We start from the raw sequence: 25,450 nt of genomic DNA, 5'->3' as shown, positions 1-25,450 counted from the left end.
GCCGACCCGGAGGGGGTCGGCGGGCCGCGGCGGCGTGCGAGGAGCGGGAGCCGGGTCAGTCCTTGACGTACGTGCTGCCGAGAATCGCGGCATGCTCCAGGACGTCCTCCAGCGGGTCGTCGACCTGGCCGATCGAGATCAGGGAGACGTGCGGCCCGTTGTGCGAGTGGTTGTGCGTCTCGTCCGCCGTGGCGGCCGTGACGGGCACCAGCACCGCCGCGGCGGTCAACGCCCCGATCAGTCCGACGACGGTGCGCCTCGTCCTCATGTCGACTCCTCGCCTTGTCCGTTCGTATGACGCTGTGATCCGCGCCCTCCTGCTAACGCAGAGTCACCCGCATCGGTCACGTCCGTCAGTTGTGGCTGTGGAGCACGTCGTTCAGTCCGCCCCACACCGCGTTGTTCGGGCGGGCCTCGACGGCGCCGGTGACCGAGTTGCGGCGGAAGAGGATGTTCGAGGCGCCGGAGAGGTCGCGAGCCTTGACGACCTCCCCGTCGGGCATCGTGACGCGCGTTCCGGCCGTGACGTAGAGGCCGGCCTCGACGACGCACTCGTCGCCGAGCGCGATGCCGACGCCCGCCTCGGCGCCGATCAGGCAGCGCTCGCCGATGGAGATGACGACGTTGCCGCCGCCGGAGAGCGTGCCCATCGTGGAGGCGCCGCCGCCGATGTCGGAGCCGTCGCCGACGACGACGCCGGCGGAGATCCGGCCCTCGACCATCGAGGTGCCGAGGGTGCCGGCGTTGAAGTTGACGAAGCCCTCGTGCATGACGGTGGTGCCGGCGGCGAGGTGCGCGCCGAGCCGGACGCGGTCGGCGTCGGCGATGCGGACTCCGGCGGGGGCGACGTAGTCGGTCATGCGCGGGAACTTGTCGATCGAGGTCACCTGGAGGTGAAGGCCCTCGGCGCGTGCGTTCAGGCGCACCTTCTCGACGTCGTCGACGGCGACCGGTCCGAGCGAGGTCCAGGCGACGTTGGCGAGGACGCCGAAGAGGCCGTCGAGGCTCTGGCCGTGCGGCTTGACCAGCCGGTGGCTGAGCAGGTGCAGACGGAGGTACGCGTCGTGGGCGTCGAGCGGCTTGTCGTCCAGGGAGGCGATGGCGGTACGGACGGCGACCACCTCGACGCCCCGGCGGGCGTCCACGCCGATCGCCTTGGCGGCGCCTGCGCCGAGGGCGTCGACGGCGGCGTCGGGGGTGAGCCGCTCGGTCCCGGCGGGGCCGGGCGCGTCGGTCAGCGCGGGAGCGGGGAACCAGGTGTCGAGAACGGTGCCGTCACCGGCGATGGTGGCGAGGCCGGCGGCGACGGCGCCGGTGGTGCGAGGAGCAGTGGTCATGCGGAAAACCTAACGGGCGGGCCCCCGCGCGGGCCAACCGGTCTCAGGTGTCGGTCGAGCCGTCCGGCGGATCCGACGAGGCGGGAGACGGGTGCTCCGGCGGTTCCGCCGAGACCGGGGGCGTGCGCTCCGAGGATCCGGTCCAGGCGCCGGGCGGGCGCACCGGCGGTTCCGCCGAGACCGCGGGCAGGTGGCCCGGCGGCCCGGTCGCCCCGGCCGAGGGCGCTTCGGTCGCAGGCACCTCCGTCGCGGGCGCGGTCGCAGGCACCTCGGTGGCGGGCGGCCCGTCCCCGGGCACCCCCTCCGCAACCGCCCCGGCCTCAACCGCCCCCGCGCCGGGCGCCTCCGTCCCGGGCGCCCCGCCCGGCGTCGGCCCCGTCGGCGGGAGCAGTCGGGCCAGGGCCTCCCTCGCGTACTCCTCGTCGTACGTCCCGTCCGTCAGCAGCACCCGCAGACAGATGCCGTCCATGAGCGCGACCAGGGCGCGGGCGGTCACCGGGTCCGTCCGCGCCGCGAGGGCCCGGACGACGGCGTCCGTCCAGGCGGCGGCGACCGGGCGGAGGGCGGGCCGGCGCAGGGCGGCCAGGTAGAGCTCGTACTCCAGATTCACGCCCGCCCGTTCGCCGCCGAGCCACCGTCCCATCAGGCCGGCCAGCTCCCGCGCGAGGTCGGCTTCCGGGTCCGCGAGCGCGCCGCTCTCGCGGACCGCGCGTCCGAAGCCCTCGTCGGCCTGACGCAGGGCGGCGACGAGGAGGTCGTCGAGGGAGGCGAAGTGGTACGTCGTGGAGCCGAGCGGCACGTCCGCCTCGGCGGCGACCGTCCGGTGGCTGAGCCCGGCGATGCCGAGCCGTCCCACGACGCGCAGGGCCGCGTCCGCGATCCGCCGGCGCCGCTCGGGGTCGTGGCGGCGGGCGCGGGCCATCAGTGCGCGCCGCCGAGGTTGAGGACGACCACACCGGCCACGATCAGGACGATGCCGGCGACCTTGGCGAGACCGAGCGACTCGTTCATGAAGAGGACTCCGATGGCGGCGACGGCCGCGGTGCCCACACCCGACCAGATCGCGTACGCCGTGCCGATCTCCAGGGTCCTGAGCGTCTGCGCGAGGAGCGCGAAGGCGAGCAGATAGCCGCCGACGGTGACGAGCGAGGGCCAGAGCCGGGAGAAGCCGTCGCTGTACTTCATGGCCGTCGTTCCGACGATCTCCGCGGCGATCGCCCCGGCGAGCAGTCCGTATCCCATGGGTACGAGCGTACACATCGATGTGGACGGGCGTACATATCGCGGGATGCACCCGCCCGTGAGGCCTGCCGCTACGGTGTCCCGCATGACGCATCACTCGGGACCGTACGGCTACGGCTACGCTCCCCCACCGCCCCCGCCGAAGCCCGGCGTGATACCTCTCGTGCCGCTCAAGCTGAGCGAGATACTGACCGGCGCCTTCGCGACCCTCGGCCGTCACTGGAAGCAGCTCATGGGGGTGACACTGGCCGCCTACGGCACCGCGACGCTGGTGGTGGCCGCCGCGATCTGGATCGCGTACGCGGCGGTCGGCGACCATCTGACCGGGCTCCTCGACCTCTCGGAGAACCAGGAACCGTCCTGGGACGACGTGCGGCCTCTGCTGATCGCGTTCGGCGTCGTCTGGCTCGTCGCCATGATCGTGATGATCGCCGCCGGCGGCGTGGTCTACGCGGCCTGCCCCGCCGTCCTCCAGGAGGCGGTGCTCGGCCGCCCCACCACCTTCGGCGCGGTGTGGCGCCGCGCCTGGGCGAGCATGCCCGCGGTCCTCGGCACGGTCTTCCTGACCATGCTGGTCATGCTGGTGCCGATGGCCCTCTTCGGCGCGGCCTTCGTCGGGCTGATGGTGGCGGCCGTCGCGGCGGCCGAGGATTCCGGCCCGGTCTCCTGGGGCCTGCCGGTCCTCGGCCTGGTCGGCGCGCTGGTGCTGATCCCCCTGGCGACCTGGCTCTGGGTGAAGCTGAGCCTGGCCCCGTCGGCGGCGGTCTTCGAAAGGCAGCGCGCGGCGGCGGCGATGCGCCGCTCGTGGCGTCTGGTGGAGGGCTCGTGGTGGCGGATCTTCGGGGCCCTGCTGGTGGCGGGTGTCATCTCCGGGGCGGCCGGCTCCCTCTTCCAGGCCTTCGCCCAGTTGTTCTCGACCCCCGCGACCTTCTCCGCCCAGAGCCCCCCCGAGTCCGCGCGCGAGCTCCTGGCCGAGTTGGCGCCCTTCCTGGCGATCAGCATGGTCCTGTCGGTGCTCGGCCAGATCGTCGTCTCGGTCTTCCCGCCGCTGGTCACCAGCCTGATCTACGTCGACCAGCGCATCCGCAAGGAGAACCTGGCCCCGGCCCTCCTCCAGGCGGCCGGGGAACCCGCGTCCGGCAGGTGAGCGACGTCCTCACGCGGGCGGTGGGCCGGTCCCCTCAGTCGACCAGCGACTTCTTCGGCCGCAGCACGCAGAACTCGTTGCCCTCGGGGTCGGCGAGGACCACCCAGGTGACGTCCTCGCCCTGTCCGACGTCCACCCTCCGGGCCCCGAGGCCGAGGATCCTCTCGACCTCGGCGTCCTGGTCGTCCGGCGAGAGGTCGAGGTGGAGCCGGTTCTTGACGGTCTTGGACTCGGGGACGGAGAGGAAGACGATGCCGGGCAGGGCGTGCTCCCCCGCGCCGATGACGATCTCCTCGTCGTCCTCGTAGAGCACCTTCCAGTCGAGCACCCGCGTCCAGAACTCGGCCTGGCGCCTGGCGTCGTGCACATCGATCGCGATCTGGTACAGAGAAACGGCCATGCCCGCCAGTGTGCCTGGCGGGCATGGCCGTTCACCGTATTTCCGGCGAAGGTCAGACGTTGAAGCCGAGCGCGCGCAGCTGCTCGCGGCCGTCGTCCGTGATCTTGTCCGGACCCCACGGCGGCATCCAGACCCAGTTGATCTTCAGTTCGCTGGCGATGCCGTCGGTGGCGGCCTTCGCCTGGTCCTCAATCACGTCGGTCAGCGGACAGGCCGCCGACGTCAGGGTCATGTCCAGCGTGACGATGTTGGAATCGTCGATGTGGATGCCGTAGATCAGCCCGAGGTTGACCACGTCGATGCCCAGCTCGGGGTCGACGACGTCGTACAGCGCCTCGCGGATCTCTTCCTCGGAGGCCGGCTTCATCGTGGCCTCGGCGTTCTCGGTCATGCCGACTTCCTCTCCGCGTCGCCCAGCGCCTGGGCGGTCGCGTCCTTCCACGCCATCCAGCTGAGCAGCGCGCACTTGACCCGGGCGGGGTACTTGGAGACTCCGGCGAACGCGACCGCGTCCTCCAGGATCTCCTCCATCGCGTCGTCCGGCTCGAGCTGGCCCTTGGACTGCATCAGCTCCAGGAACGTGCCCTGGATCTTCTGCGCCTCGGCCAGCTCCTTGCCGACGAGCAGTTCGTTGAGCACGGACGCCGAGGCCTGGCTGATCGAACAGCCCTGACCCTCGTACGACACGTCCTCGATCCGCGACCCGGCGTACTTCACCCGGAGCGTGATCTCGTCGCCGCACGTCGGGTTGACGTGGTGCACCTCGGCATCGCCGTCCCGAAGACCGCGCCCGTGGGGGTGCTTGTAGTGGTCCAGGATGACGTCCTGGTACATCGAATCCAGCTTCACGAGAATCCCCTAGCCGAAGAAGTTCCGTACGTGCTCCAGACCCTCGACCAGGGCGTCGACCTCGGCCGGGGTGGAGTACAGATAGAACGACGCCCGCGTGGTCGCAGGAATTCCGTACCGCAGGCAGACCGGCCGCGCGCAGTGGTGGCCGACCCGGACCGCGATGCCCTGCTCGTCGAGGACCTGGCCCACGTCGTGGGGGTGGATGTCTCCCAGCGTGAACGAGATCGCCGCGCCGCGGTCCTCGGCCGTGGTGGGGCCGATGATCCGCAGGTCCGGGACCTCCAGGAGGCGACGGACGGCGTACTCGGTGATCGCGTGCTCGTGGCGCGCGATGTTCTCCATGCCGATCGCCGAGAGGTAGTCCACGGCCGCGCCGAGGCCGACGGCCTGGGCGATCGGGGGCGTACCCGCCTCGAACTTGTGCGGGGCGGGGGCGTACGTCGAGGAGTGCATCGACACGGTCTCGATCATCTCGCCGCCGCCGAGGAACGGGGGCAGGTCCTCCAGGAGTTCCTGCCGTCCCCACAGCACGCCGATGCCGGTCGGGCCGCACATCTTGTGGCCCGTGAAGGCCACGAAGTCGGCCTGGAGGGCCTGGACGTCGAGGACCATGTGCGGCGCGGCCTGGGAGGCGTCGATGCAGACGAGCGCACCGACCTCCTGGGCACGCCGGATGATCGCCTCGACCGGGTTGACCGTTCCCAGCAGGTTCGAGACCAGGGTGAAGGAGACGATCTTGGTCTTCTCGGTGATGACCTCTTCGATGTTCGACAGGTCGAGCCTGCCGTCGTCGGTGAGGCCGAACCACTTCAGCTTCGCGCCCGTGCGCTGCGAGAGCAGCTGCCACGGCACGATGTTGGAGTGGTGCTCCATCTCCGTGATGGCGATCTCTGTCTCGTGGTCCACGCGGTAGGGCTCGTCGGCCCAGCCCAGCATGTTGGCCACGAGGTTGAGCGACTCGGAGGCGTTCTTGGTGAAGATCACCTCGTCGCGGCTCGGCGCGTTGATGAACGCCGCGACCTTGTCACGGGCGCCCTCGTAGAGCGCCGTCGCCTCCTCGGCGACCGTGTAGACGCCGCGGTGGACATTGGCGTTGTGGCGCTCGTAGTAGGTGTTGAGCGCGTCGAGCACCTGGCGCGGCTTCTGCGAGGTCGCCGCGGAGTCCAGGTACACGATCTTCTTGCCGTCGTGGACCACGCGATCCAGGAGCGGGAAGTCCTTGCGGATCGCCTCGGTGTCGAGGAGGCCGGAGAGCCCCTGATGGGCAGAAGTCACGCGGATGCGCCACCCTTCACGTACTTGTCGTAGCCCTCGTTCTCCAGCTGGTCGGCGAGCTCGGCGCCGCCGGACTCGGCGATCCGGCCGTTCGCGAAGACGTGCACGAAGTCGGGCTTGATGTAGCGCAGGATGCGCGTGTAGTGGGTGATCAGCAGGGTGCCGACCTCGCCGCTCTCACGGACGCGGTTGACGCCCTCGGAGACGACGCGCAGGGCGTCGACGTCGAGGCCCGAGTCGGTCTCGTCGAGGATCGCGATCTTCGGCTTGAGGAGCTCCAGCTGGAGGATCTCGTGGCGCTTCTTCTCACCGCCGGAGAAGCCCTCGTTGACGTTGCGCTCGGCGAAGGCCGGGTCCATCTGGAGCTGCTCCATGGCGGACTTGACCTCCTTCACCCAGGTGCGCAGCTTGGGGGCCTCGCCGCGGATGGCGGTGGCGGAGGTGCGCAGGAAGTTGGAGACCGAGACACCGGGAACCTCGACCGGGTACTGCATGGCCAGGAAGACGCCGGCGCGGGCGCGCTCGTCGACCGACATCTCCAGGACGTCCTCACCGTCGAGGGTGACGGTGCCGCCGGTGACCGTGTACTTCGGGTGGCCGGCGAGCGAGTACGCCAGGGTCGACTTGCCGGAGCCGTTGGGGCCCATGACGGCGTGGGTCTCGCCCTGCTTGATGGTCAGGTCGACACCCTTGAGGATCTCCCGGGGGCCGTTCTCGGCCTCGACGGAGACGTGCAGGTCGTGGATTTCAAGCGTTGCCATGGGTGACTCAGGACTCCTGGGTGACGGAGACGAGCACATCGTCCCCTTCGATCTTTACGGGGTATACGGGGACGGGGCGCGTCGCGGGAAGGCCGGACGGCTTGCCGGTGCGGAGGTCGAAGCTGGAGCCGTGCAGCCAGCACTCGATGGCGCAGTCCTCGACCTCGCCCTCCGAGAGGGAGACGTTCGCGTGCGAGCAGATGTCGTTGATCGCGAACACCTCGCCCTCGGTCTGCACGACCGACACCGGCGTGCCGTCGACCTCGACCCGCTTGGGGGTGTCGCTCTCCAGCTCGCTCAGCGCGCAGACTCGGACGAAGGCCATCAGACGGAAGCCTCCAGCTCGGCCTCGATCTTGGCGAGGAGGCGCTCCTGGACGTCCGGCAGACCGATCTGCTGGACCAGCTCGGCGAAGAAGCCGCGGACGACGAGGCGGCGGGCCTCGGTCTCCGGGATGCCGCGGGCCATCAGGTAGAAGAGCTGCTCGTCGTCGAACCGGCCGGTGGCCGAGGCGTGACCGGCGCCGGCGATCTCGCCGGTCTCGATCTCCAGGTTCGGGACGGAGTCGACCCGGGCGCCGTCCGTGAGGACCAGGTTCCGGTTGAGCTCGTAGGTGTCGGTGCCCTCGGCCTTGGCCCGGATGAGGACGTCACCGATCCAGACGGCGTGCGCGTCCTGGCCCTGCAGCGCGCCCTTGTAGGCCACGTTGGACTTGCAGTGCGGGGTGTTGTGGTCGACCAGGAGGCGGTGCTCCTGGTGCTGGCCCGCGTCGGTGAAGTAGAGGCCGAACAGCTCGGCCTCGCCACCGGTGCCCGCGTACTCGACGCGCGGGTGGATGCGGACGACGTCGCCGCCGAAGGTGACGATGACCGACTTGAAGCTCGCGTCGCGGCCCACGCGGGCGTTGTGCTGCGCGACGTGGACGGCCTTCTCGTCCCAGTCCTGGACGGAGACCACGGTGAGCTTGGCGCCGTCACCCAGGAGGTAGTCGACGTTGGCGGCGAGCACCGCGTCGCCGGTGTGGTCGATGACCACGACGGCCTCGGCGAACGCGCCGAGCTCGATCACCTGGTGGCCGAAGGCGATCCCGCCCTGGCCGTGCACGGCGATCCGGATGGGCTCGGTGAGGACGGTCTCCTTGGCGACGGTGACGACCGAGGCCTTCTCGAAGGAGGAGTACGCCTGGGCGGCGACGCGGTCGACGGGCGTGCCCGCCTTGCCGAGCCGCGCGTCGTCGCGGCCGACGGTCTCCACGGTGACGCCCTCGGGGGCCTCGATCTCCACCTTGACGCCCTCGCCGCTCGCGACGGCGGTGCCGTCGTGCAGGCCGCGCAGGCGCTCCAGCGGGGTGAACCGCCACTCCTCCTCGCGGCCGTGCGGGACCGGGAAGTCCGCGACGTCGAAGGACGGGGGCGCGCTCATGCGCGTGGCGACGGTGGACTCGGCGGCCACCGCGATCGAGCCGGCGGTGGTGGAGCCCGCCGGGATGTTCTGAGCCTCAGCCATGGCTGTCGTCTTGCTCTCTTCCTACGTTTCGATCCTCGGCCCGCCGCAGAGGGCGGGCCGCTAGCTGGTGGTGGGGCGCCGGAACGTCAGCCGACGGACCCTTCCATCTGCAGCTCGATCAGCCGGTTCAGCTCGAGCGCGTACTCCATCGGGAGCTCCTTGGCGATCGGCTCCACGAAGCCGCGCACGATCATCGCCATGGCCTCGAACTCGGTCATGCCACGGCTCATCAGGTAGAAGAGCTGGTCCTCGGAGACCTTGGAGACGGTGGCCTCGTGGCCCATGGAGACGTCGTCCTCGCGGACGTCCACGTAGGGGTACGTGTCCGAGCGGGAGATCGTGTCGACGAGCAGCGCGTCGCACAGGACGTTCGACTTGGAGCCCGGGGCGCCCTCGCCGATCTCGATGAGACCGCGGTAGGAGGTGCGGCCGCCGCCTCGCGCCACCGACTTGGAGACGATGTTGGAGGAGGTGTTCGGGGCCATGTGGACCATCTTGGCGCCGGCGTCCTGGTGCTGGCCCTCGCCCGCGAAGGCGATGGACAGGGTCTCGCCCCTGGCGTGCTCGCCCATGAGGTAGACGGCCGGGTACTTCATGGTGACCTTGGAGCCGATGTTGCCGTCGACCCACTCCATGGTCGCGCCCTCGTAGGCCACGGCGCGCTTGGTGACCAGGTTGTAGACGTTGTTCGACCAGTTCTGGATCGTGGTGTAGCGGCAGCGGCCGCCCTTCTTCACGATGATCTCGACGACCGCGGAGTGCAGGGAGTCCGAGGAGTAGATCGGGGCGGTGCAGCCCTCGACGTAGTGGACGTAGGCGTCCTCGTCGACGATGATCAGCGTCCGCTCGAACTGGCCCATGTTCTCCGTGTTGATACGGAAGTAGGCCTGCAGCGGGATCTCGACGTGCACGCCCTTCGGCACGTAGATGAACGATCCGCCGGACCACACGGCCGTGTTCAGGGAGGCGAACTTGTTGTCGCCGACCGGGATGACCGTGCCGAAGTACTCGCGGAAGAGCTCCTCGTGCTCCTTCAGCGCGGTGTCGGTGTCGACGAAGATGACGCCCTGCTCCTCCAGGTCCTCACGGATCTGGTGGTAGACGACCTCGGACTCGTACTGGGCCGCGACACCGGCGACGAGGCGCTGCTTCTCCGCCTCGGGGATGCCGAGCTTGTCGTACGTGTTCTTGATGTCCTCGGGCAGCTCCTCCCAGGAAGCGGCCTGCTTCTCGGTGGAGCGCACGAAGTACTTGATGTTGTCGAAGTCGATGCCCGACAGGTCGGAGCCCCAGCTCGGCATGGGCTTCTTGTCGAAGAGGCGCAGACCCTTCAGCCGCAGCTTCAGCATCCACTCCGGCTCGTTCTTCTTCCCGGAGATGTCGCGGACGACGGCCTCGGAGAGACCGCGCTTCGCGGTGGCACCGGCCGCGTCCGAGTCGGCCCAGCCGTACTCGTACCGACCCAGGCCCTCGAGCTCGGGGTGGCTGATCTCGGTGGTCATGCGGGGTTCCTCCCGGCCGTACTTGCGGATGCTGATGATGGGGTGGTCTGAGGGGCGCTGTGCGGGATGAACGTGGTGCAGACGCCGTCACCGTGGGCGATGGTGGCCAGGCGCTGGACGTGCGTTCCCAAGAGGCGGGAGAAGATCTCCGTCTCCGCCTCGCACAGCTGGGGATACTGCTCGGCCACGTGGGCGACCGGGCAGTGGTGCTGGCAGAGCTGCTCGCCGACCGGCGCGTTCCGCGCAGTGGCAGCGTACCCGTCGGCGCTCAGCGCCTTGGCAAGGGCCTCGGTGCGCTGGGCGGGCTCCGCCGACTCGACGGCCTCGCGGTACGCCTCCGCCTGGGCCTCCAGCCGGTCGCGGGCGAACGCGGCTACGGCCGCCTCGCCCCCGGCGTTCTTCTCGATCCAGCGCAGGGCGTCCACGGCCAGCGAGTCGTACGACTGGTCGAAGGCGTCCCGGCCGCAGTCGGTCAGCGCGAAGACCTTGGCGGGGCGACCGCGGGTGCGGGCTCCGTAGACGCGCTTCTCGCGGGCTTCGACGACGTTCTCGGCGACGAGCGAGTCGAGATGGCGGCGCACGGCCGCCTGGGTGAGGCGCAGGCGCTGCGCGAGGTCGGCGACCGTCGAGGGGCCGTGGTCCAGGATGGACCGCGCGACCCGGTTGCGAGTGGATCGCTCACCGGTCGCGAGTTCCTCCAGGGGAGCCTCTCCGACGTTTTTCACAACGCCATTGTTGCGTAATTCCTTCGGGAGTGACAAGCGACGCGGATCTCGGCGACGGTGCCGTACATCACGCAGGTAAGGCTTACCTGACCTGGGCGAATGATCATTCGTAGGACGAATGACCCCGGTTTTCCGCCCCCGCGCCGGGAGCCCCGCGCGACCTCTCTAGACTTCCGGCATGCGATACGAGTCCGTCGTCCAGGTCCGGGGCCTGGTCAAGCGGTACGGGAACAAGACCGCCGTCGACGGCCTCGACCTCGACGTCCGGGCGGGCACCGTCACCGCGATCCTCGGCCCGAACGGCGCCGGGAAGACCACCACCGTCGAGAGCTGCGAGGGCTACCGGAAGGCCGACGCCGGGACCGTCCGGGTCCTCGGCCTCGATCCGGTGGCCGACGCGGCCGCGCTGCGCCCCCGGATCGGCGTGATGCTCCAGTCGGGTGGCGTCTACTCCGGCGCCCGCGCGGACGAGATGCTCCGCCACATGGCCAGGCTGCACGCGCACCCCCTGGACGTGGACGCCCTGATCGAGCGGCTCGGCCTCGGCTCCTGCGGCCGGACCTCCTACCGCCGGCTCTCCGGCGGCCAGCAGCAGCGCCTCGCACTCGCCCTGGCCGTCGTCGGCCGCCCCGAGCTGGTCTTCCTCGACGAGCCGACCGCCGGACTCGACCCGCAGGCCCGCCACGCCACCTGGGACCTGGTGCGCGAGCTGCGCGCCGACGGCGCCACGGTCGTCCTGACCACCCACTTCATGAACGAGGCCGAGACCCTCGCCGACGACGTCGCGATCATCGACGCCGGCAAGGTCGCCGCCCAGGGCAGCCCCGAGGAGCTGTGCCGGGGCGGCGCCGAGAACACCCTGCGCTTCACCGGCCGCCCCGGCCTGGACCTCGGCTCGCTGCTCAAGGCCCTGCCCGACGGCACGGCCGCCGCGGAGCCGCTTCCGGGGACGTACCGGATCAGCGGCGAGGTGGGGCCCCAGCTCCTCGCCACCGTCACCAGCTGGTGCGCCCAGCACGGCGTCATGCCGGACGGCATCTCGGTGGAGCGCCACACGCTCGAGGACGTCTTCCTCGAACTGACCGGCAAGGAGCTGCGCGGATGAGCACCGGTACGGGTACGGGCACCTACGCGCCGAAGCCGGGCGCGGCCCCCGTCGGACGGATGATCGCGGCGCAGACGGCGCTGGAGACGCGGATGCTGCTGCGCAACGGCGAGCAGCTCCTGCTGACCGTGATCATCCCGTCGCTGCTGCTGGTGCTCTTCTCCACGGTCGACATCGTCGACACGGGCGCGGCGGAGGCCGTCGACTTCCTCGCCCCCGGCGTCCTGGCGCTCGCCGTGATGTCCACCGCCTTCACCGGCCAGGCCATCGCCACCGGCTTCGAGCGCCGGTACGGGGTCCTCAAGCGGCTCGGGGCGTCCCCGCTGCCCCGCTGGGCGCTGATGACGTCCAAGACCCTGTCGGTGCTGCTCACCGAGGTCCTCCAGATCGCGCTCCTGACCGCGATCGCGTTCGGGCTCGGCTGGTCGCCCCGGGGCGGCGTGTTCTCCGTCTGCCTGCTGCTGCTCCTCGGCACGGCGGCCTTCTCCGGCCTCGGGCTGCTGATGGCGGGCACGCTCAAGGCGGAGGCGACGCTGGCCGCCGCGAACCTGGTCTTCCTGCTGCTCCTGGTGGGCGGCGGGGTGATCGTGCCGCTGGAGAGGTTCCCCGACGCGGCCCGCGCGGCCCTGGAACTGCTGCCGATCTCCGCGCTCTCGGAGGGACTGCGGGACGTGCTGCAGGGCGGCGCCCCGCTGCCGTGGGGCCAGGCCGCGGTCCTCGCGGTCTGGGCGGTGCTCGGCCTGGGCGCGGCGGCGCGCTTCTTCCGCTGGGAGTGACCGCGAGGTGACGTTCCGGGACAACCCGGTTCGTACCCCACCCCTCGTGAAAGCGTGCACAAGCACCCGCCTACGATGGTTCCCGTGCTGACCCCCCTCGCCTACATCGCCCAGCGCTGGACGCCGTCCCCCCGGACGCTCCGGCGCGCCGCGCTCTCCGCCGTCGTGATGAGCGTGGCCATCATCGTCACGGGTGGCGCGGTCCGGCTGACCGGTTCCGGTCTCGGCTGCGACACCTGGCCCAAGTGCACGGACGACAGCCTCTTCGCCACACCCGAGCAGGGCCTCCACGGCGCCATCGAGTTCGGCAACCGGCTTCTGACGTACGTCCTGTCCGCCGCCGTGGGCTGGGCCATCATCGCCGCGCGCTCGACCAAGCCGTGGCGGCGCGGGCTGACCCGGCTCGGCTGGGCGCAGTTCTGGATCGTGGCCAGCAACGCGGTCATCGGCGGCATCACGGTGTGGATGGGCCTCAACCCGTGGACCGTCGCCGGGCACTTCCTGGCGGCCAACGCACTCCTCACCGTCGCCGTCGTCACCTGGCAGCGGACCCGCGAGGGCGACACCGCGCCCCGGCCGCGCGTGCCCCGGCCGGTCCGCAAGCTGTCGTGGGCGATCATCGGCGCCTCGGCGCTGCTGATCGTGCTCGGCACGGCGGTGACCGGCTCCGGCAAGCACGCCGGCGACAAGAGCGAGGTCCCGCGCATGCCGTGGGACTGGACGGCGGCCGCCCACGTGCACGCCATCGCCGCCTGGGTGGTCTGCGCGCTGGCGCTCGCCATGTGGCTGGTCCTGCGGGTGGTGGACGCCCCGGACGACACCCGGGCACGCGCCCGCGACCTGCTGCTCGTCCTGCTCGCCCAGGGCGGCCTCGGCTACCTCCAGTACTTCGCCGGGGTCCCCGAGCTTCTGGTCGGCGCCCACATGCTCGGCTCCTCGCTGATGTGGATCGCCGTCCTCCGGCTCTCCCTGAGCCTGCGCGAGCGCCCGCCGGCCGCCCCGGGGATCCCGGCGCAGCCCGACGCCGCGCTCGCCACCGCGTAGGTCGCGCACGGGCGCTCAGGCCCGGCGCGGGACAGCGATCGTCCCCGCGGGGGACACGCCCGGGCCCGCACCCGGCGCCCGGGCCACGCCCGGGTGCTTCACACCCGCGGAGGACCCGCCCCGGCGCTCCCCGCCGCGGGGACGGGACCGCGGCGCTCACCACGCGGGACGCGTGAGCCCGGGGCCGGGGTCCGGACCGGCGGCCGCCTGGCCGTCCAGGCCGTAGACGCGGCGCGCGTTGCCCGCCGCGATCATGGTGGCGACGCGTTGCGCGTCCGTACGGGACCAGGCGCCGTCGCCGACCCACTCGCCGAGCACGCGGGCGAGCGCGCTCCGGAAGACGCTCGCCGCGACGACGTGGAGCTCGGGCAGCGCCCGCGCGCCGCTGGAGAAGAGCAGCTTGCCGAAGGGCGCCAGCTCCAGGAGCTCGGCGAGGACGGCGGCCGCCCGCGCCCCGGTCCGGGCGAGGACCGGCCCGAGGTCGGCGTAGACGTGCGGAAAGGCCTGGGCGAGCTGCGCCGCCCGGCGGTGGTGCGGGTATCCGTGGAGCAGGACCAGGTCGGTGCCCAGGCCGCTCGTGGCGGTGGCGAAGCCGGCCAGCCCGGCGAGCTCTCCGTTCCCCGCGTGCAGCTGGAGCGGGCGCCCCGAGGCGACGGCGATCCAGAGCAGATGGCGCAGCAGGACGGGGTCGGTCAGCCGGCCCCCGGCCGCGCGCCGGGCCAGCCAGCGGCCCGCGGCTCCGCGCACCTCGCCGGGGCCCGGCGGGTCGGGGGTGTGCGCGAGTCCCCGTCGGGCGCCGTCGGCCGAGGTGAAGGCGACGGCGGTCGCGGCGGCGCCGTGGACGGCCTCGACGAGGTTCGCGAGGAGCGCCTCGACGGTCCCGGAGGTGTCGGCGACCTGCTCGGCGAGCGGCTCCAGCCGGACGATCTCATGGGCCTCGGCGTCGCCCGCGGCGGCGATCTCGGCCGGGCCGGTCAGATCCCCCGGCACTCCGGTGTCCACCAGATACGTGCCGATTCCGGAGGCGCGCAGCAGCCGGCGTCCGGTCTCCAGGACGCCCAGTTCCCGCCGGCGGGCCAGATAGCGCGCCGGTGTGCAGTGCGGCTCCAGGCCGAGGAGGGGCGGGCACCAGCGGCGTACGGCGAAGCCCGTCTGGGTGTCGAAGAACGTGGTGCCGGGCGCCGCCGGTCCGGGCGCCGTGCCGAGCTGGGCCTCGAAGGTGCCGAGGCCGAGCTCCGTGCGGAGCACCCCGTGGCAGTGCTGGTCCACCAGGCTCGGGGTCTCGATCATGCGGGGGGCTCCCTGTGTGGACGTGCTTGCACACGTCCTAACGGGTGAGCCCCGCGCGAGGTTGTTGCCTCTGTGACAAGTGAGCGGTCCCGCTCACTTGTCGGACGGACCACCGATCTGGATGCCCGCCATCCGGGTCCACTCGTACGGGCCGGTGACGACCTTGGCGGCGAACTCGCCGTCGAACTCGTCGTGAAGGGTCAGTCCGGCCTTCTCGGCGGCCTGCTGGGCGACGGGGAACGAGGGCGCCACGAGGTCGCCCCAGCCGCCGTCCTCGCCCACGAGGACGATCCGGGTGCCCATCTGGCCGATGTACGCCAGCTGCCCCTCGGCGCCGCCGTGCTTCTCGGAGAACGCCTGGATCTGCTTGGCGAGCTTGGCCGCCTTGCGCTCTGCCTGCTTCGTGTCTGCCATGAGCAGGATGCTACCGAGGGGTAGATCCAGTGGCGACGGCCGGGGCGTGTGGGGTGTCCCACGCGCTCCGGCCGTCGGTACGAGCCTGGAAGATGCGGTTCCGCTACCTCAGGAAGGGGTCCACCGCGACCGCGACGAAGAGCAGCGAGACATAGGTGATCGACCAGTGGAAGAGGCGCATCTCCTTGAGCTTCGCGCCGGTGGCGCCGCCCTTGGCGCGGTTCAGCAGCCCGTGCGCCTCCCACAGCCACCAGCCGCCCGTCAGCAGCGCCACGGAGGTGTAGAACCAGCCGGTGTAGCCCAGCGGGGTCAGCAGCAGCGAGACGGCGACCATCACCCAGCTGTAGAGGACGATCTGCTTGGCGACGACCTTGTTCGAGGCGACGACCGGGAGCATCGGCACGCCCACGCGCGCGTAGTCGTCCTTCACCTTCATCGACAGCGGCCAGTAGTGCGGCGGCGTCCAGAAGAAGATGACCAGGAAGAGGATGACCGCGGCCCAGGACATCGAGTTCGTGACGGCCGACCAGCCGATCAGCACCGGCAGGCAGCCGGCGATGCCGCCCCAGACGATGTTCTGCGCGGTGCGGCGCTTCAGGATCATCGTGTAGACCACGACGTAGAAGAGCAGCGCGCCGAGCGAGAGCGCGGCGGAGAGCCAGTTGACCAGCAGGCCGAACCAGAGCGTGGAGACCACCGCGAGCGTGAGGCCGAAGACGAGGCCCTCGCGCGGCGAGACCATGCCCGTGACCAGCGGACGCTGGGAGGTGCGGTCCATCAGCGCGTCGATGTCGCGGTCGATGTACATGTTCAGCGCGTTCGCGCCGCCCGCCGACAGATAGCCGCCGAGGCAGGTGGCGAGGACGAGCCACAGGTCCGGCACGCCCTGCTCGGCGAGGAACATCACCGGAACGGTCGTGATGAGCAGCAGCTCGATGATCCGCGGCTTGGTCAGCGCCACGAACGCCTTGACACGGGCCCCGAACGGCCGATGGCCCCCCGGGCTGGGAGTCAAGACGACCCCTGCGGGTCGGGACTCGACGGCCGTCACGCACACCCCTGACAGAGAATTTCCCAGCAAGCTCCCCGGCGAGGTCGGGGCGAAGACTTGCGCGTACCACGCCACTCTAGACGCTGCCCGTACGCCGATCTTCGCCGGGGTGGGCTCGTGTTGGGAGGGGTCGTTCCGGGGCGTTTCGACGCCCCGTCCCACGGAGTGGACAAGGCGCCGGGAGGCGAAGTGACAGAGTCGCCCGCACTCTTGATGTATCCGCTCATTTGAGGGACAGCACTCGAAAAGATGGACGTTCTGTCGGGGGTAGGCTCGACAGCGCCGGTACACCCTCAGTCACCGGCTTATGCAGACATGTGGAGAGGAGCCCTGACTCAGGGTGAGCACTAAGCCGACCACCACAGACCTCGAGTGGACCGAGTTGGACCAGCGGGCCGTTGACACCGCTCGCATCCTGGCCGCGGACGCCGTACAGAAGGTCGGCAACGGCCATCCTGGTACGGCCATGAGCCTGGCCCCCGCCGCTTACACCCTCTTCCAGCGGGTCATGCGCCATGACCCCGCCGAGCCGGAGTGGGTGGGGCGCGACCGGTTCGTGCTGTCCGCCGGGCACTCGTCCCTGACCCTCTACACCCAGCTGTACCTGGGCGGTTTCGGTCTCGAGCTGGACGACCTGAAGGCGTTCCGCACCTGGGGCTCGAAGACGCCGGGCCACCCGGAGTACGGCCACACCAAGGGCGTGGAGACCACGACCGGCCCGCTGGGCCAGGGTGTCGCCAACGCCGTGGGCATGGCGATGGCCGCCCGCTACGAGCGCGGCCTGTTCGACCCGGAGGCGGCCCCCGGCACCTCCCCCTTCGACCACCACGTCTTCGTGATCGCCGGTGACGGCTGCCTCCAGGAGGGCATCTCCGCCGAGGCGTCCTCCATGGCCGGTCACCAGAAGCTCGGCAACCTGATCCTGCTGTGGGACGACAACCACATCTCGATCGAGGGCGACACCGAGACGGCCGTGTCCGAGGACACGATGAAGCGGTACGAGGCCTACGGCTGGCACGTCCAGCGCGTCGAGCCGAAGGCCGACGGCGACCTGGACCCGGCCGGCCTGTACGCCGCCATCAAGGCCGCCGAGGCCGAGACCGAGCGCCCGTCGTTCATCGCCATGCGCTCGATCATCGCCTGGCCCGCCCCGAACGCGCAGAACACCGAGGCCGCGCACGGCTCGGCGCTGGGCGACGAGGAGGTCGCGGCCACCAAGCGCGTCCTCGGCTTCGACCCGGAGCAGAGCTTCGAGGTCTCCGAGGAGGTCATCGGCCACACCCGCGCGCTCGGCGACCGGGGCCGCGAGGCCCGGGGCGCCTGGGAGAAGTCGCTCGCCGAGTGGCGCACGGCCAACCCGGAGCGGGCCGCGCTGTTCGACCGGATCCAGGCCAACGAGCTGCCCGAGGGCTGGGAGGCGAAGCTTCCGGTGTTCGAGGCCGGCAAGGGCGTGGCCACCCGTGCCGCCTCCGGCAAGGTCCTCCAGGCGCTCGGCTCGGTGCTCCCGGAGCTGTGGGGCGGCTCGGCCGACCTCGCGGGCTCGAACAACACCACGATCGACAAGACGTCCTCGTTCCTCCCCGAGGGCAACCCGCTGCCGGAGGCCGACCCGTACGGCCGCACGATCCACTTCGGCATCCGCGAGCACTCCATGGCCGCGGAGATGAACGGCATCGCGCTGCACGGCAACACCCGCGTCTACGGCGGCACCTTCCTGGTGTTCTCCGACTACATGCGCAACGCCGTGCGCCTGTCCGCCCTGATGCACCTGCCGGTGACGTACGTGTGGACGCACGACTCGATCGGCCTGGGCGAGGACGGCCCGACGCACCAGCCGGTGGAGCACCTCGCCTCGCTGCGCGCGATCCCCGGCCTGAACGTCGTGCGCCCGGCGGACGCCAACGAGACCGCCATCGCCTGGCGGGAGATCGTCAAGCGCCACACGCGCGAGTTCGGCAAGGGCGCCCCGCACGGCCTGGCGCTGACCCGTCAGGGCGTGCCGACGTACGCGCCGAACGAGGGCACCGCCAAGGGCGGGTACGTGCTCTTCGACGCGGAGAACGGCGAGCCGGAGGTCGTGCTGATCGCCACCGGTTCCGAGGTGCACCTTGCCGTCGAGGCCCGTGAGCAGCTCGAGGCCTCCGGCGTCCCGACCCGTGTGGTCTCGATGCCGTCGGTCGAGTGGTTCGAGGAGCAGGACCAGGGGTACAAGGACGCCGTCCTGCCCCCGTCGGTCCGCGCCCGGGTGGCCGTCGAGGCCGGGATCGGTCTGACCTGGCACAAGTACGTCGGTGACGCAGGCCGGATCGTCTCGCTGGAGCACTTCGGTGCGTCGGCGGACGCCAAGGTCCTCTTCCGCGAGTTCGGGTTCACGCCCGAGGCCGTCGCCGCCGCGGCGCGGGAATCTCTCGCCGCCGCCTCGCGCTGACGCCCATACGTACGACTAATGGAGATGCAACTCTCATGACAGACGCTCTCAAGCGCCTCTCCGACGAAGGCGTCGCGATCTGGCTGGACGACCTCTCGCGTCAGCGGATCACGTCCGGCAACCTGGCCGAGCTGATCGACCAGAGCCACGTGGTCGGTGTCACCACCAACCCGTCGATCTTCCAGAAGGCCATCTCGGAAGGTCACGGCTACGACCAGCAGCTGACCGACCTCGCCGCCCGCCGGGTGACCGTCGAAGAGGCCATCCGCATGATCACCACGGCGGACGTCCGCGACGCCGCCGACATCCTGCGCCCGGTCTTCGACGCCACCGACGGCCAGGACGGCCGGGTCTCCATCGAGGTCGACCCGCGCCTGGCGCACAACACCCTGGCCACCGTCGCCGAGGCCAAGCAGCTGGCCTGGCTGGTCGACCGCCCCAACACGCTCATCAAGATCCCGGCCACCGAGGCCGGTCTGCCGGCGATCACCGAGGTCATCGGCCTCGGGATCAGCGTCAACGTGACGCTGATCTTCTCGCTGGAGCGTTACCGCAAGGTCATGGACGCGTACCTCGCCGGCCTGGAGAAGGCCAAGGAACGCGGCCTGGACCTCTCCAAGATCCACTCGGTGGCGTCCTTCTTCGTCTCCCGGGTGGACTCGGAGATCGACAAGCGCCTGGACTCGATCGGCACGGACGAGGCCAAGGCACTCAAGGGCAAGGCCGCCCTCGCCAACGCCCGTCTCGCCTACCAGGCGTACGAAGAGGTCTTCTCATCCGAGCGCTGGGCGGCGCTGGACAAGGCCCAGGGCAACAAGCAGCGTCCGCTGTGGGCCTCGACCGGCGTGAAGGACCCGGCCTACAAGGACACCCTGTACGTGGTGGACCTGGTCGCCCCCGGCACCGTCAACACCATGCCCGAGGCGACCCTGGAGGCCACCGCCGACCACGGCGAGGTCAGCGGGGACACCGTGCGCGGCACCTACACCCAGGCCCGCGCCGAACTGGACGCCGTGGCCGAGCTCGGCATCTCGTACGACGACGTCGTCCAGCTGCTCGAGGACGAGGGCGTCGAGAAGTTCGAGGCGGCCTGGAACGACCTGCTCAAGTCGACCGAGGCGGAGCTTGAGCGCCTCGCACCTTCGGAGGCGTAACACCTTGAGCGCTGTCCACGGAGCCAACCCGCTCCGTGACGCCGCAGACCGACGGCTCCCGCGCATCGCGGGGCCGTCGGGTCTGGTGATCTTCGGCGTCACGGGCGATTTGTCCCGGAAAAAGCTGATGCCCGCCGTCTACGACCTGGCCAACCGCGGCCTGCTGCCGCCGGGCTTCTCGCTCATCGGCTTCGCCCGCCGGGAGTGGCAGGACGAGGACTTCGCCCAGGAGGTCCACGACGCCGTCGAGCAGCACGCCCGCACGCCGTTCCGCGAGGAGGTGTGGCAGCAGCTGATCCAGGGGATGCGCTTCGTCCAGGGCGACTTCGACGACGACGACGCCTTCGACCAGCTCAAGAGCACCATCGAGGAGCTGGACAAGGCGCAGGGCACCGGCGGCAACTTCGCCTTCTACCTGTCCGTGCCTCCGAAGTTCTTCCCCAAGGTCGTCCAGCAGCTGAAGAAGCACGGCCTGGCCGACCAGAAGAACGGCTCCTGGCGCCGTGCGGTCATCGAGAAGCCCTTCGGCCACGACCTCGCCTCCGCCAAGGAGCTCAACGAGGTCGTCCACGAGGTCTTCCCGCCCAACGAGGTCTTCCGGATCGACCACTACCTGGGCAAGGAGACCGTCCAGAACATCCTGGCGCTCCGGTTCGCCAACACCCTCTTCGAGCCGATCTGGAACCGGTCCTACGTCGACCACGTGCAGATCACCATGGCAGAGGACATCGGCATCGGCGGCCGCGCCGGCTATTACGACGGCATCGGCGCCGCCCGTGACGTCATCCAGAACCACCTCCTCCAGCTGCTCGCGCTGACCGCGATGGAGGAGCCCGCCTCCTTCGACGCGGACGCGCTCGCCGCCGAGAAGACCAAGGTCCTCGGCGCGGTGAAGCTGCCGAAGGACCTGGGCGCCTCGACCGTGCGCGGCCAGTACGCCGCCGGTTGGCAGGGCGGCGCGAAGGCCGTCGGCTATCTGGAGGAGGAGGGGATCGACCCCAAGTCCAAGACCGACACCTTCGCTGCCATCAAGCTGGAGATCGACAACCGCCGCTGGGCGGGTGTCCCCTTCTACCTGCGGACGGGCAAGCGGCTCGGCCGCCGCGTCACCGAGATCGCGGTCGTCTTCCAGCGCGCCCCGCACTCCCCGTTCGACTCCACCGCGACGGAGGAGCTGGGCCAGAACGCCCTGGTCATCCGGGTGCAGCCGGACGAGGGCGTGACCATGCGGTTCGGCTCCAAGGTCCCGGGCACCTCGATGGAGGTCCGTGACGTGTCGATGGACTTCGCCTACGGCGAGTCCTTCACGGAGTCCAGCCCCGAGGCGTACGAGCGGCTCCTCCTCGACGTGCTCCTCGGCGACTCCAACCTCTTCCCCCGGGTCGAGGAGGTCGAGCTGTCCTGGAAGATCCTCGACCCGATCGAGCAGTACTGGGACAAGCACGGCAAGCCCGCGCAGTACCAGTCCGGCACCTGGGGTCCGGTCGAGGCGGACGACATGCTCGCACGAGACGGACGGAGTTGGCGCAGGCCATGAAGACCGACCTGACGGACACCACGTCCAGCAAGATCAACAAGGCGCTGGTGCTCGGACGGCGGGCCATCGGCACGCCGGCCGTCGGCATGGTGCTCACCCTCGTCATCGTGACCGACGAGGAGAACGCCTACGACGCCCTGAAGGCCGCCAACGACGCGTCCCGCGAGCACCCCTCGCGGACGCTGGTGGTCATCAAGCGGGTCTCGCGCTCGCCGCGGGACCGCGCGAAGGCCCGGCTCGACGCCGAGGTCCGCCTCGGCGCCGACGCCAGCACGGGCGAGACGGTCGTCCTGCGGCTGTACGGCGATGTCGTCGACCACGCCCAGTCGGTGGTCCTTCCGTTGCTGCTGCCCGACGCGCCCGTCGTCGTCTGGTGGCCGGTCAACGCCCCGGCCGACCCGGCGAACGACCCGCTGGGCGCGCTCGCCCAGCGGCGGGTGACCGACACCTACGCCTGCGAGCAGCCGATCCACGAGCTGACCGGCCGCGCGGAGCGGTACACCCCGGGCGACACCGACCTCTCCTGGACCCGGATCACCCCGTGGCGTTCGATGCTGGCCGCCGCGCTCGACCAGGTCGTGTGCGAGGTCACCTCGGCGGAGGTGGAGGGCGAGGAGTTCAACCCGAGCGTCGAGCTGCTCGCCATGTGGCTGGCGGACCGGCTGAAGGTGCCGGTACGGCGGTCCACGTCGTCCGGCCCCGGTCTCACCTCCGTACGGATGGAGTCCACAGGCGGGCCGATCGTGCTCGACCGGCCGGACGGCTCCCTGGCGACGCTCCACATCGAGGGACAGCCCGACCGTGCCGTGGCGCTGAAGCGCCGTGAGACGGCGGAGCTGATCGCGGAGGAGCTGCGGCGGCTCGACCCGGACGACACCTACGCCTCGGCGCTGCGCTACGGCGTGCACCGGCTGGAGGAGAACGCCGCGCTGACGGCTCCCGATCCGGTCGAGCAGGTCCCGGCCGCGGCGGCTCCGGCCGCCGGCACCGCTCCCTCGCCGGCGAAGAAGCCGGCCAGGAAGGCGGCGGCCAAGTGAGCGCTCCGCAGCTCGTCGTCCATCGCGACAAGGAGCTGATGGCCCAGGCGGCCGCGGCACGGCTGATCACGCGGATCGTGGACGCCCAGGCCGCCCGCGGCTCGGCGTCGGTGGTGCTCACCGGGGGCCGCAACGGCAACGGGCTGCTCGCGGCGCTCGGTTCGGCGCCCGCCCGGGACGCGGTCGACTGGTCGCGGCTCGACCTGTGGTGGGGTGACGAGCGGTTCCTGCCCGAGGGCGACCCGGAGCGCAATGTCACCCAGGCCCGTGCGGCACTGCTCGACAGCGTGCCGCTGGACCCGGCCCGGGTGCACGCCATGCCGGCGTCGGACGGCCCGCACGGCGACGACGTGGAGGCGGCCGCGGCGGCCTACGCGGCCGAACTGGCCGCCGCCGCCGGCCCGGAGGACCACGGCGCCGTCCCGTCGTTCGACGTGCTGATGCTGGGTGTCGGGCCCGACACCCATGTGGCCTCTCTCTTCCCGGAGCTTCCGGCGGTGCGCGAGACCGAACGGACGGTGGTGGGTGTGCACGGCGCGCCCAAGCCACCGCCCACCCGCGTCTCGCTGACGCTTCCGGCGATCCGGGCGGCGCGTGAGGTCTGGCTGCTCGCGGCGGGTGAGGACAAGGCGAAGGCCGCGGCGATCGCGCTGTCGGGCGCGGGCGAGATCCAGGCACCGGCGGCCGGTGCGTACGGCCGCTCCCGGACGCTGTGGCTGCTCGACGCCGCGGCGGCCTCGGAGCTGCCGCGCGACCTCTACCCGACGGCGTCCGCCTGACGGACGGCCCGGCGGAGGGCCTGACCGGCGGTCACGGAGGCCCGGTTCACCCGTGGGTGGACCGGGCCTTCGGCGTCGGTACGGTCTCCAGGAAGGGAGCGAGGAGACCGGGCACCGCCGTGGCGGCGAAGGCGAGGCCCTCGCTCTCGCCGGCGTCGAGGACGGCGTAGGCCCCCTGCCCCGCCGCGGTGGTCGCGGTGAGCGTGAGGACTCCCGCCCGGCGCTGGAAGACGGACTGCTTGACGGTCCATCCGATCACGCCGCTCCGCTGGAGCGCGACGGTGGCCCGCCGTACCGTGCCGGACCGGGTGACGAGATAGCCGTCCGTGAGGCCGTGTCCGAGGCCGCGGTAGGCGTCGAGGGCGAGGAGGACGCCGAGCGGGACCAGGACGAGGGCGCAGCCGGCCGCGACGTAGAACAGGGCGGGGGTCAGGAGGGCTCCCAGCCCCGCCAGGACCGCGACCGGCGCGCCGGCGGCCCACAGGGCCCAGCGCAGCCGCCGGGTGCGGGCGGCGCGGGGGTGGGCGACGAGCGGGGCCCCGGTGGGCGCCTCGGGCTCGCGCAGCACCTGGGCCGCGACCCGGTCCGCGACGGCGCGCGGCGCGGGAGGCAGCAGGGTCCTGTGGTCTCCGTGCCTGTCCTCGTCGTCGTGGGTCAGCCCGGTGGCGACGGCGTCGACGCGGGCGGCGCGGCAGAGCCGTACGCCGAGCGGCTCGACGATTTCGACACCGCGCAGCCGCCGTTCCTCGATCGAGACCGAGCGGGCGGTGAACAGCCCACGGCGCACCCGCAGGGTGCCGCCGGGTTCGCGCTCCAGCCGGTAGTTCCACCACATCTCGACCCAGAGGCCGAGCGCCCCGACGATCCCGGCGAGGACGGCGAGCAGCACCAGGACGACGATCGCCCAGACGAGGGGGGTGTCCTGGAAGCGGTCGCCGACCCAGTCGATGACCTCGCCCTGGGCTCCGAACCACTGGCTGACCTGCATCACGGCTCCGGCGGCGGCGCCGCCGAGGAGCGGGACGACGAAGGAGACGGGGGCGTAGCGGATCCAGCGCGGGTCGAGGTCGGCGAGCGCGCCGTCGTGCCGGCCGTCGAGCGCGGCCGGGATCCGGCGGTCGAGGAGTTCACGCCGGAGCCGCTCCCCCTCCGCCCGGCCGACGGGGTCGAGTTCGAGGGTGGAGTCGCCGCCGCCGCTGTTCTCGCCGGTGCCGATGCGGACTTTCACGAGGCCGAGGACGCGCTGCAGCGGGTGGGCGGTGAGGTCGACGCTGCGGATGCGCTCACGGGCGAGGGAGCGCCGTTTGACCAGCAGGAGTCCGGTGTGGAGTTCGGCGCGCTCGGCGCCGATGCGGTAGCGGGTGCGGCGCCAGCGGACGTAGTCGGCGGCGGAGCCTCCGGTGACGAGCAGGGCCGCCCCGGCCAGGACCCAGCCGACTGCCTGCCACAGCGGCATGGAGCCCGCCAGGCCGAGGACGGTGGGCAGCCCGGCGCCGCCGGCGACGCCCGCGAGGACGGCGGCGGTGACCAGGACCGTACGGCGGTCCAGGCGTCGCCAGTCCTCGGCGGGCGTCACGTCGCGTCCCCGGGCGTGGCCTGGGTGATGCGGGTCAGCTTCTCGGCGAGGCCGGCGGCGAGTTCGTGGTCGAGGCCCTCGATCCTGAGGGCGCCCTTGGAGGACGCGGTCGTCACGGTCACGGTGGCGAGTCCGAAGGCCTGTTCCAGCGGCCCGCGGACGGTGTCGACGGTCTGGATGCGGGACATCGGGGCGATCCGCCACTCCTGCCAGAAGGCCCCGGTGCGGACGTAGACGGCGTCGTCGGTGACCTCCCAGCGGTGCACCGTGAACCACCAGGCGGGGAGGAACGCGGTGCAGGCCAGGCCCAGGACCGCCAGGACCCCGGCGGCGAGCAGCAGCCAGAACCGGGCGGGCGTGACCAGGGCGCCGAGCACGCCGAGGACGAGCACCGGGACGGCGGTCGTCACCAGCCACTGGGTCCGCCACCAGGTGACGGCCCGTCGGTCCAGCGTGTTGTTCGGCGGCCGGAGCCGCACCCCGGCCCCCACCGCGTCCTCCCCCCTCATCGG

26 protein-coding genes and 1 pseudogene are annotated in these 25,450 nt (G+C 71.4%); 9 read left to right on the top strand and 18 right to left on the bottom strand.

Features of this window, described 5'->3' with window-relative positions:
* Positions 1-55: 55 nt before the first annotated feature.
* From AB0K65_RS09770 to AB0K65_RS09755, 4 genes and pseudogenes are all read right to left on the bottom strand, one after another.
* The gene (locus tag AB0K65_RS09770; RefSeq protein WP_365715240.1) at positions 56-268 is read right to left on the bottom strand and encodes a hypothetical protein; all 213 of its coding nucleotides are present in this window, start codon (positions 266-268) and stop codon (positions 56-58) included.
* Between the two features lie 85 nt (positions 269-353).
* On the bottom strand, positions 354-1,337 hold the full coding sequence (dapD, locus tag AB0K65_RS09765) for a 2,3,4,5-tetrahydropyridine-2,6-dicarboxylate N-succinyltransferase (RefSeq protein ID WP_365715239.1): 984 nt from the start codon (positions 1,335-1,337) through the stop codon (positions 354-356).
* Positions 1,338-1,719: 382 nt separating this feature from the next.
* A pseudogene (locus tag AB0K65_RS09760) lies at positions 1,720-2,259 on the bottom strand (TetR family transcriptional regulator); the annotation flags it as partial.
* Positions 2,259-2,579 carry a multidrug efflux SMR transporter gene (locus tag AB0K65_RS09755; RefSeq protein ID WP_365715238.1) on the bottom strand — a complete coding sequence of 107 codons (321 nt, stop codon included), beginning with the start codon at positions 2,577-2,579 and terminating at the stop codon, positions 2,259-2,261. The gene AB0K65_RS09755 and the pseudogene AB0K65_RS09760, both read right to left, overlap by 1 nt.
* A gap of 85 nt (positions 2,580-2,664) precedes the next feature.
* Here AB0K65_RS09755 and AB0K65_RS09750 point away from each other — a divergent pair, with 85 nt between their 5' ends.
* Entirely contained in the window at positions 2,665-3,726 is a 1,062-nt protein-coding gene (locus AB0K65_RS09750; RefSeq protein ID WP_365715237.1) for an oxidoreductase, read from the top strand.
* A 34-nt stretch (positions 3,727-3,760) separates the two neighbouring features.
* Here AB0K65_RS09750 and AB0K65_RS09745 read toward each other — a convergent pair whose 3' ends face one another.
* From AB0K65_RS09745 to AB0K65_RS09705, 9 genes are all read right to left on the bottom strand, one after another.
* Positions 3,761-4,126 carry a VOC family protein gene (locus tag AB0K65_RS09745; RefSeq protein ID WP_365715236.1) on the bottom strand — a complete coding sequence of 122 codons (366 nt, stop codon included), beginning with the start codon at positions 4,124-4,126 and terminating at the stop codon, positions 3,761-3,763.
* 52 nt (positions 4,127-4,178) lie between these two features.
* Complete coding sequence (locus tag AB0K65_RS09740) at positions 4,179-4,517, bottom strand: metal-sulfur cluster assembly factor (protein WP_365715235.1); 339 nt, start codon at positions 4,515-4,517, stop codon at positions 4,179-4,181.
* Positions 4,514-4,975, bottom strand: coding sequence for a Fe-S cluster assembly sulfur transfer protein SufU (gene sufU / locus AB0K65_RS09735; RefSeq protein ID WP_365715234.1), 462 nt, complete (start codon positions 4,973-4,975; stop codon positions 4,514-4,516). Before sufU ends, AB0K65_RS09740 begins: the two co-directional genes overlap by 4 nt.
* Positions 4,976-4,984: 9 nt before the next feature.
* A complete protein-coding gene (locus AB0K65_RS09730; protein ID WP_365715233.1) occupies positions 4,985-6,253 on the bottom strand; it encodes a cysteine desulfurase in 1,269 nt (422 codons plus the stop codon).
* Positions 6,250-7,014 carry a Fe-S cluster assembly ATPase SufC gene (gene sufC / locus AB0K65_RS09725; RefSeq protein WP_365715232.1) on the bottom strand — a complete coding sequence of 255 codons (765 nt, stop codon included), beginning with the start codon at positions 7,012-7,014 and terminating at the stop codon, positions 6,250-6,252. Before sufC ends, AB0K65_RS09730 begins: the two co-directional genes overlap by 4 nt.
* A gap of 7 nt (positions 7,015-7,021) precedes the next feature.
* Positions 7,022-7,339 carry a bifunctional 3-phenylpropionate/cinnamic acid dioxygenase ferredoxin subunit gene (locus AB0K65_RS09720; RefSeq protein WP_365715231.1) on the bottom strand — a complete coding sequence of 106 codons (318 nt, stop codon included), beginning with the start codon at positions 7,337-7,339 and terminating at the stop codon, positions 7,022-7,024.
* Complete coding sequence (gene sufD, locus AB0K65_RS09715) at positions 7,339-8,520, bottom strand: Fe-S cluster assembly protein SufD (protein WP_365715230.1); 1,182 nt, start codon at positions 8,518-8,520, stop codon at positions 7,339-7,341. Before sufD ends, AB0K65_RS09720 begins: the two co-directional genes overlap by 1 nt.
* 86 nt (positions 8,521-8,606) lie before the next feature.
* Complete coding sequence (gene sufB / locus AB0K65_RS09710) at positions 8,607-10,022, bottom strand: Fe-S cluster assembly protein SufB (protein ID WP_365715229.1); 1,416 nt, start codon at positions 10,020-10,022, stop codon at positions 8,607-8,609.
* Positions 10,019-10,747 carry a metalloregulator ArsR/SmtB family transcription factor gene (locus tag AB0K65_RS09705; protein ID WP_365715228.1) on the bottom strand — a complete coding sequence of 243 codons (729 nt, stop codon included), beginning with the start codon at positions 10,745-10,747 and terminating at the stop codon, positions 10,019-10,021. Before AB0K65_RS09705 ends, sufB begins: the two co-directional genes overlap by 4 nt.
* Before the next feature lie 178 nt (positions 10,748-10,925).
* Between AB0K65_RS09705 and AB0K65_RS09700 the strand changes: the two genes are divergently transcribed.
* The 3 genes from AB0K65_RS09700 (at position 10,926) to AB0K65_RS09690 (ending at position 13,672) form a co-directional block, all read left to right on the top strand.
* Positions 10,926-11,852: an ABC transporter ATP-binding protein gene (locus AB0K65_RS09700; RefSeq protein WP_365715227.1), complete on the top strand. Its 927-nt coding sequence runs from the start codon at positions 10,926-10,928 to the stop codon at positions 11,850-11,852.
* Positions 11,849-12,628, top strand: a complete 780-nt coding sequence (locus tag AB0K65_RS09695) for an ABC transporter permease (protein WP_365715226.1) — start codon at positions 11,849-11,851, stop codon at positions 12,626-12,628. The genes AB0K65_RS09700 and AB0K65_RS09695 overlap by 4 nt, the downstream gene beginning before the upstream one ends.
* A 75-nt stretch (positions 12,629-12,703) precedes the next feature.
* On the top strand, positions 12,704-13,672 hold the full coding sequence (locus AB0K65_RS09690) for a COX15/CtaA family protein (protein WP_365715225.1): 969 nt from the start codon (positions 12,704-12,706) through the stop codon (positions 13,670-13,672).
* Between the two features lie 156 nt (positions 13,673-13,828).
* Here AB0K65_RS09690 and AB0K65_RS09685 read toward each other — a convergent pair whose 3' ends face one another.
* From AB0K65_RS09685 to AB0K65_RS09675, 3 genes are all read right to left on the bottom strand, one after another.
* Positions 13,829-14,962 carry an amidohydrolase family protein gene (locus AB0K65_RS09685; protein WP_365715224.1) on the bottom strand — a complete coding sequence of 378 codons (1,134 nt, stop codon included), beginning with the start codon at positions 14,960-14,962 and terminating at the stop codon, positions 13,829-13,831.
* Positions 14,963-15,055: 93 nt separating this feature from the next.
* On the bottom strand, positions 15,056-15,376 hold the full coding sequence (locus AB0K65_RS09680) for a hypothetical protein (protein WP_365715223.1): 321 nt from the start codon (positions 15,374-15,376) through the stop codon (positions 15,056-15,058).
* Between the two features lie 103 nt (positions 15,377-15,479).
* Positions 15,480-16,427 (bottom strand): heme o synthase, encoded by a 948-nt coding sequence (locus AB0K65_RS09675; protein ID WP_365715222.1) that lies wholly within the window; start codon positions 16,425-16,427, stop codon positions 15,480-15,482.
* Between the two features lie 340 nt (positions 16,428-16,767).
* On the opposite strand from AB0K65_RS09675, the gene tkt reads away from it, so the two are divergent.
* From tkt to pgl, 5 genes are read left to right on the top strand one after another with little or no spacing between them, the layout of a single operon-like run.
* Positions 16,768-18,855, top strand: coding sequence for a transketolase (tkt, locus tag AB0K65_RS09670; RefSeq protein ID WP_365715221.1), 2,088 nt, complete (start codon positions 16,768-16,770; stop codon positions 18,853-18,855).
* Between the two features lie 35 nt (positions 18,856-18,890).
* Positions 18,891-20,009: a transaldolase gene (gene tal / locus AB0K65_RS09665; protein WP_365715220.1), complete on the top strand. Its 1,119-nt coding sequence runs from the start codon at positions 18,891-18,893 to the stop codon at positions 20,007-20,009.
* Between the two features lie 4 nt (positions 20,010-20,013).
* Positions 20,014-21,546, top strand: a complete 1,533-nt coding sequence (zwf, locus tag AB0K65_RS09660) for a glucose-6-phosphate dehydrogenase (RefSeq protein WP_365715219.1) — start codon at positions 20,014-20,016, stop codon at positions 21,544-21,546.
* Positions 21,543-22,583, top strand: a complete 1,041-nt coding sequence (gene opcA / locus AB0K65_RS09655; RefSeq protein WP_365715218.1) for a glucose-6-phosphate dehydrogenase assembly protein OpcA — start codon at positions 21,543-21,545, stop codon at positions 22,581-22,583. The genes zwf and opcA overlap by 4 nt, the downstream gene beginning before the upstream one ends.
* Positions 22,580-23,362 carry a 6-phosphogluconolactonase gene (gene pgl, locus AB0K65_RS09650; protein ID WP_365715217.1) on the top strand — a complete coding sequence of 261 codons (783 nt, stop codon included), beginning with the start codon at positions 22,580-22,582 and terminating at the stop codon, positions 23,360-23,362. The genes opcA and pgl overlap by 4 nt, the downstream gene beginning before the upstream one ends.
* A gap of 46 nt (positions 23,363-23,408) precedes the next feature.
* Here pgl and AB0K65_RS09645 read toward each other — a convergent pair whose 3' ends face one another.
* Together AB0K65_RS09645 and AB0K65_RS09640 are read right to left on the bottom strand one after the other, a co-directional pair.
* Positions 23,409-24,938, bottom strand: a complete 1,530-nt coding sequence (locus tag AB0K65_RS09645) for a PH domain-containing protein (RefSeq protein ID WP_365715216.1) — start codon at positions 24,936-24,938, stop codon at positions 23,409-23,411.
* Positions 24,935-25,447: a PH domain-containing protein gene (locus AB0K65_RS09640; protein WP_365715215.1), complete on the bottom strand. Its 513-nt coding sequence runs from the start codon at positions 25,445-25,447 to the stop codon at positions 24,935-24,937. Before AB0K65_RS09640 ends, AB0K65_RS09645 begins: the two co-directional genes overlap by 4 nt.
* Positions 25,448-25,450 lie beyond the last annotated feature (3 nt).

It is taken from the genome of Streptomyces sp. NPDC053755, assembly GCF_040677675.1.
GTDB lineage: Bacteria > Actinomycetota > Actinomycetes > Streptomycetales > Streptomycetaceae > Streptomyces.
The sequence above is the reverse complement of the archived record's forward strand: the minus strand, read 5'-3'. Positions and strand labels throughout refer to the sequence as shown.

Coding starts and splice junctions, on each gene's coding strand:
- AB0K65_RS09720 (WP_365715231.1), bottom strand. CDS start 7,339: ATGGCCTTCGTCCGAGTCTGCGCGCTGAGCGAGCTGGAGAGCGACACC.
- AB0K65_RS09700 (WP_365715227.1), top strand. CDS start 10,926: ATGCGATACGAGTCCGTCGTCCAGGTCCGGGGCCTGGTCAAGCGGTAC.
- AB0K65_RS09690 (WP_365715225.1), top strand. CDS start 12,704: ATGGTTCCCGTGCTGACCCCCCTCGCCTACATCGCCCAGCGCTGGACG.
- AB0K65_RS09770 (WP_365715240.1), bottom strand. CDS start 268: ATGAGGACGAGGCGCACCGTCGTCGGACTGATCGGGGCGTTGACCGCC.
- dapD (WP_365715239.1), bottom strand. CDS start 1,337: ATGACCACTGCTCCTCGCACCACCGGCGCCGTCGCCGCCGGCCTCGCC.
- opcA (WP_365715218.1), top strand. CDS start 21,543: ATGAAGACCGACCTGACGGACACCACGTCCAGCAAGATCAACAAGGCG.
- AB0K65_RS09740 (WP_365715235.1), bottom strand. CDS start 4,517: ATGACCGAGAACGCCGAGGCCACGATGAAGCCGGCCTCCGAGGAAGAG.
- sufC (WP_365715232.1), bottom strand. CDS start 7,014: ATGGCAACGCTTGAAATCCACGACCTGCACGTCTCCGTCGAGGCCGAG.
- sufB (WP_365715229.1), bottom strand. CDS start 10,022: ATGACCACCGAGATCAGCCACCCCGAGCTCGAGGGCCTGGGTCGGTAC.
- AB0K65_RS09755 (WP_365715238.1), bottom strand. CDS start 2,579: ATGGGATACGGACTGCTCGCCGGGGCGATCGCCGCGGAGATCGTCGGA.
- AB0K65_RS09685 (WP_365715224.1), bottom strand. CDS start 14,962: ATGATCGAGACCCCGAGCCTGGTGGACCAGCACTGCCACGGGGTGCTC.
- AB0K65_RS09745 (WP_365715236.1), bottom strand. CDS start 4,126: ATGGCCGTTTCTCTGTACCAGATCGCGATCGATGTGCACGACGCCAGG.
- AB0K65_RS09640 (WP_365715215.1), bottom strand. CDS start 25,447: ATGAGGGGGGAGGACGCGGTGGGGGCCGGGGTGCGGCTCCGGCCGCCG.
- tal (WP_365715220.1), top strand. CDS start 18,891: ATGACAGACGCTCTCAAGCGCCTCTCCGACGAAGGCGTCGCGATCTGG.
- AB0K65_RS09680 (WP_365715223.1), bottom strand. CDS start 15,376: ATGGCAGACACGAAGCAGGCAGAGCGCAAGGCGGCCAAGCTCGCCAAG.
- AB0K65_RS09695 (WP_365715226.1), top strand. CDS start 11,849: ATGAGCACCGGTACGGGTACGGGCACCTACGCGCCGAAGCCGGGCGCG.
- sufD (WP_365715230.1), bottom strand. CDS start 8,520: ATGGCTGAGGCTCAGAACATCCCGGCGGGCTCCACCACCGCCGGCTCG.
- AB0K65_RS09750 (WP_365715237.1), top strand. CDS start 2,665: ATGACGCATCACTCGGGACCGTACGGCTACGGCTACGCTCCCCCACCG.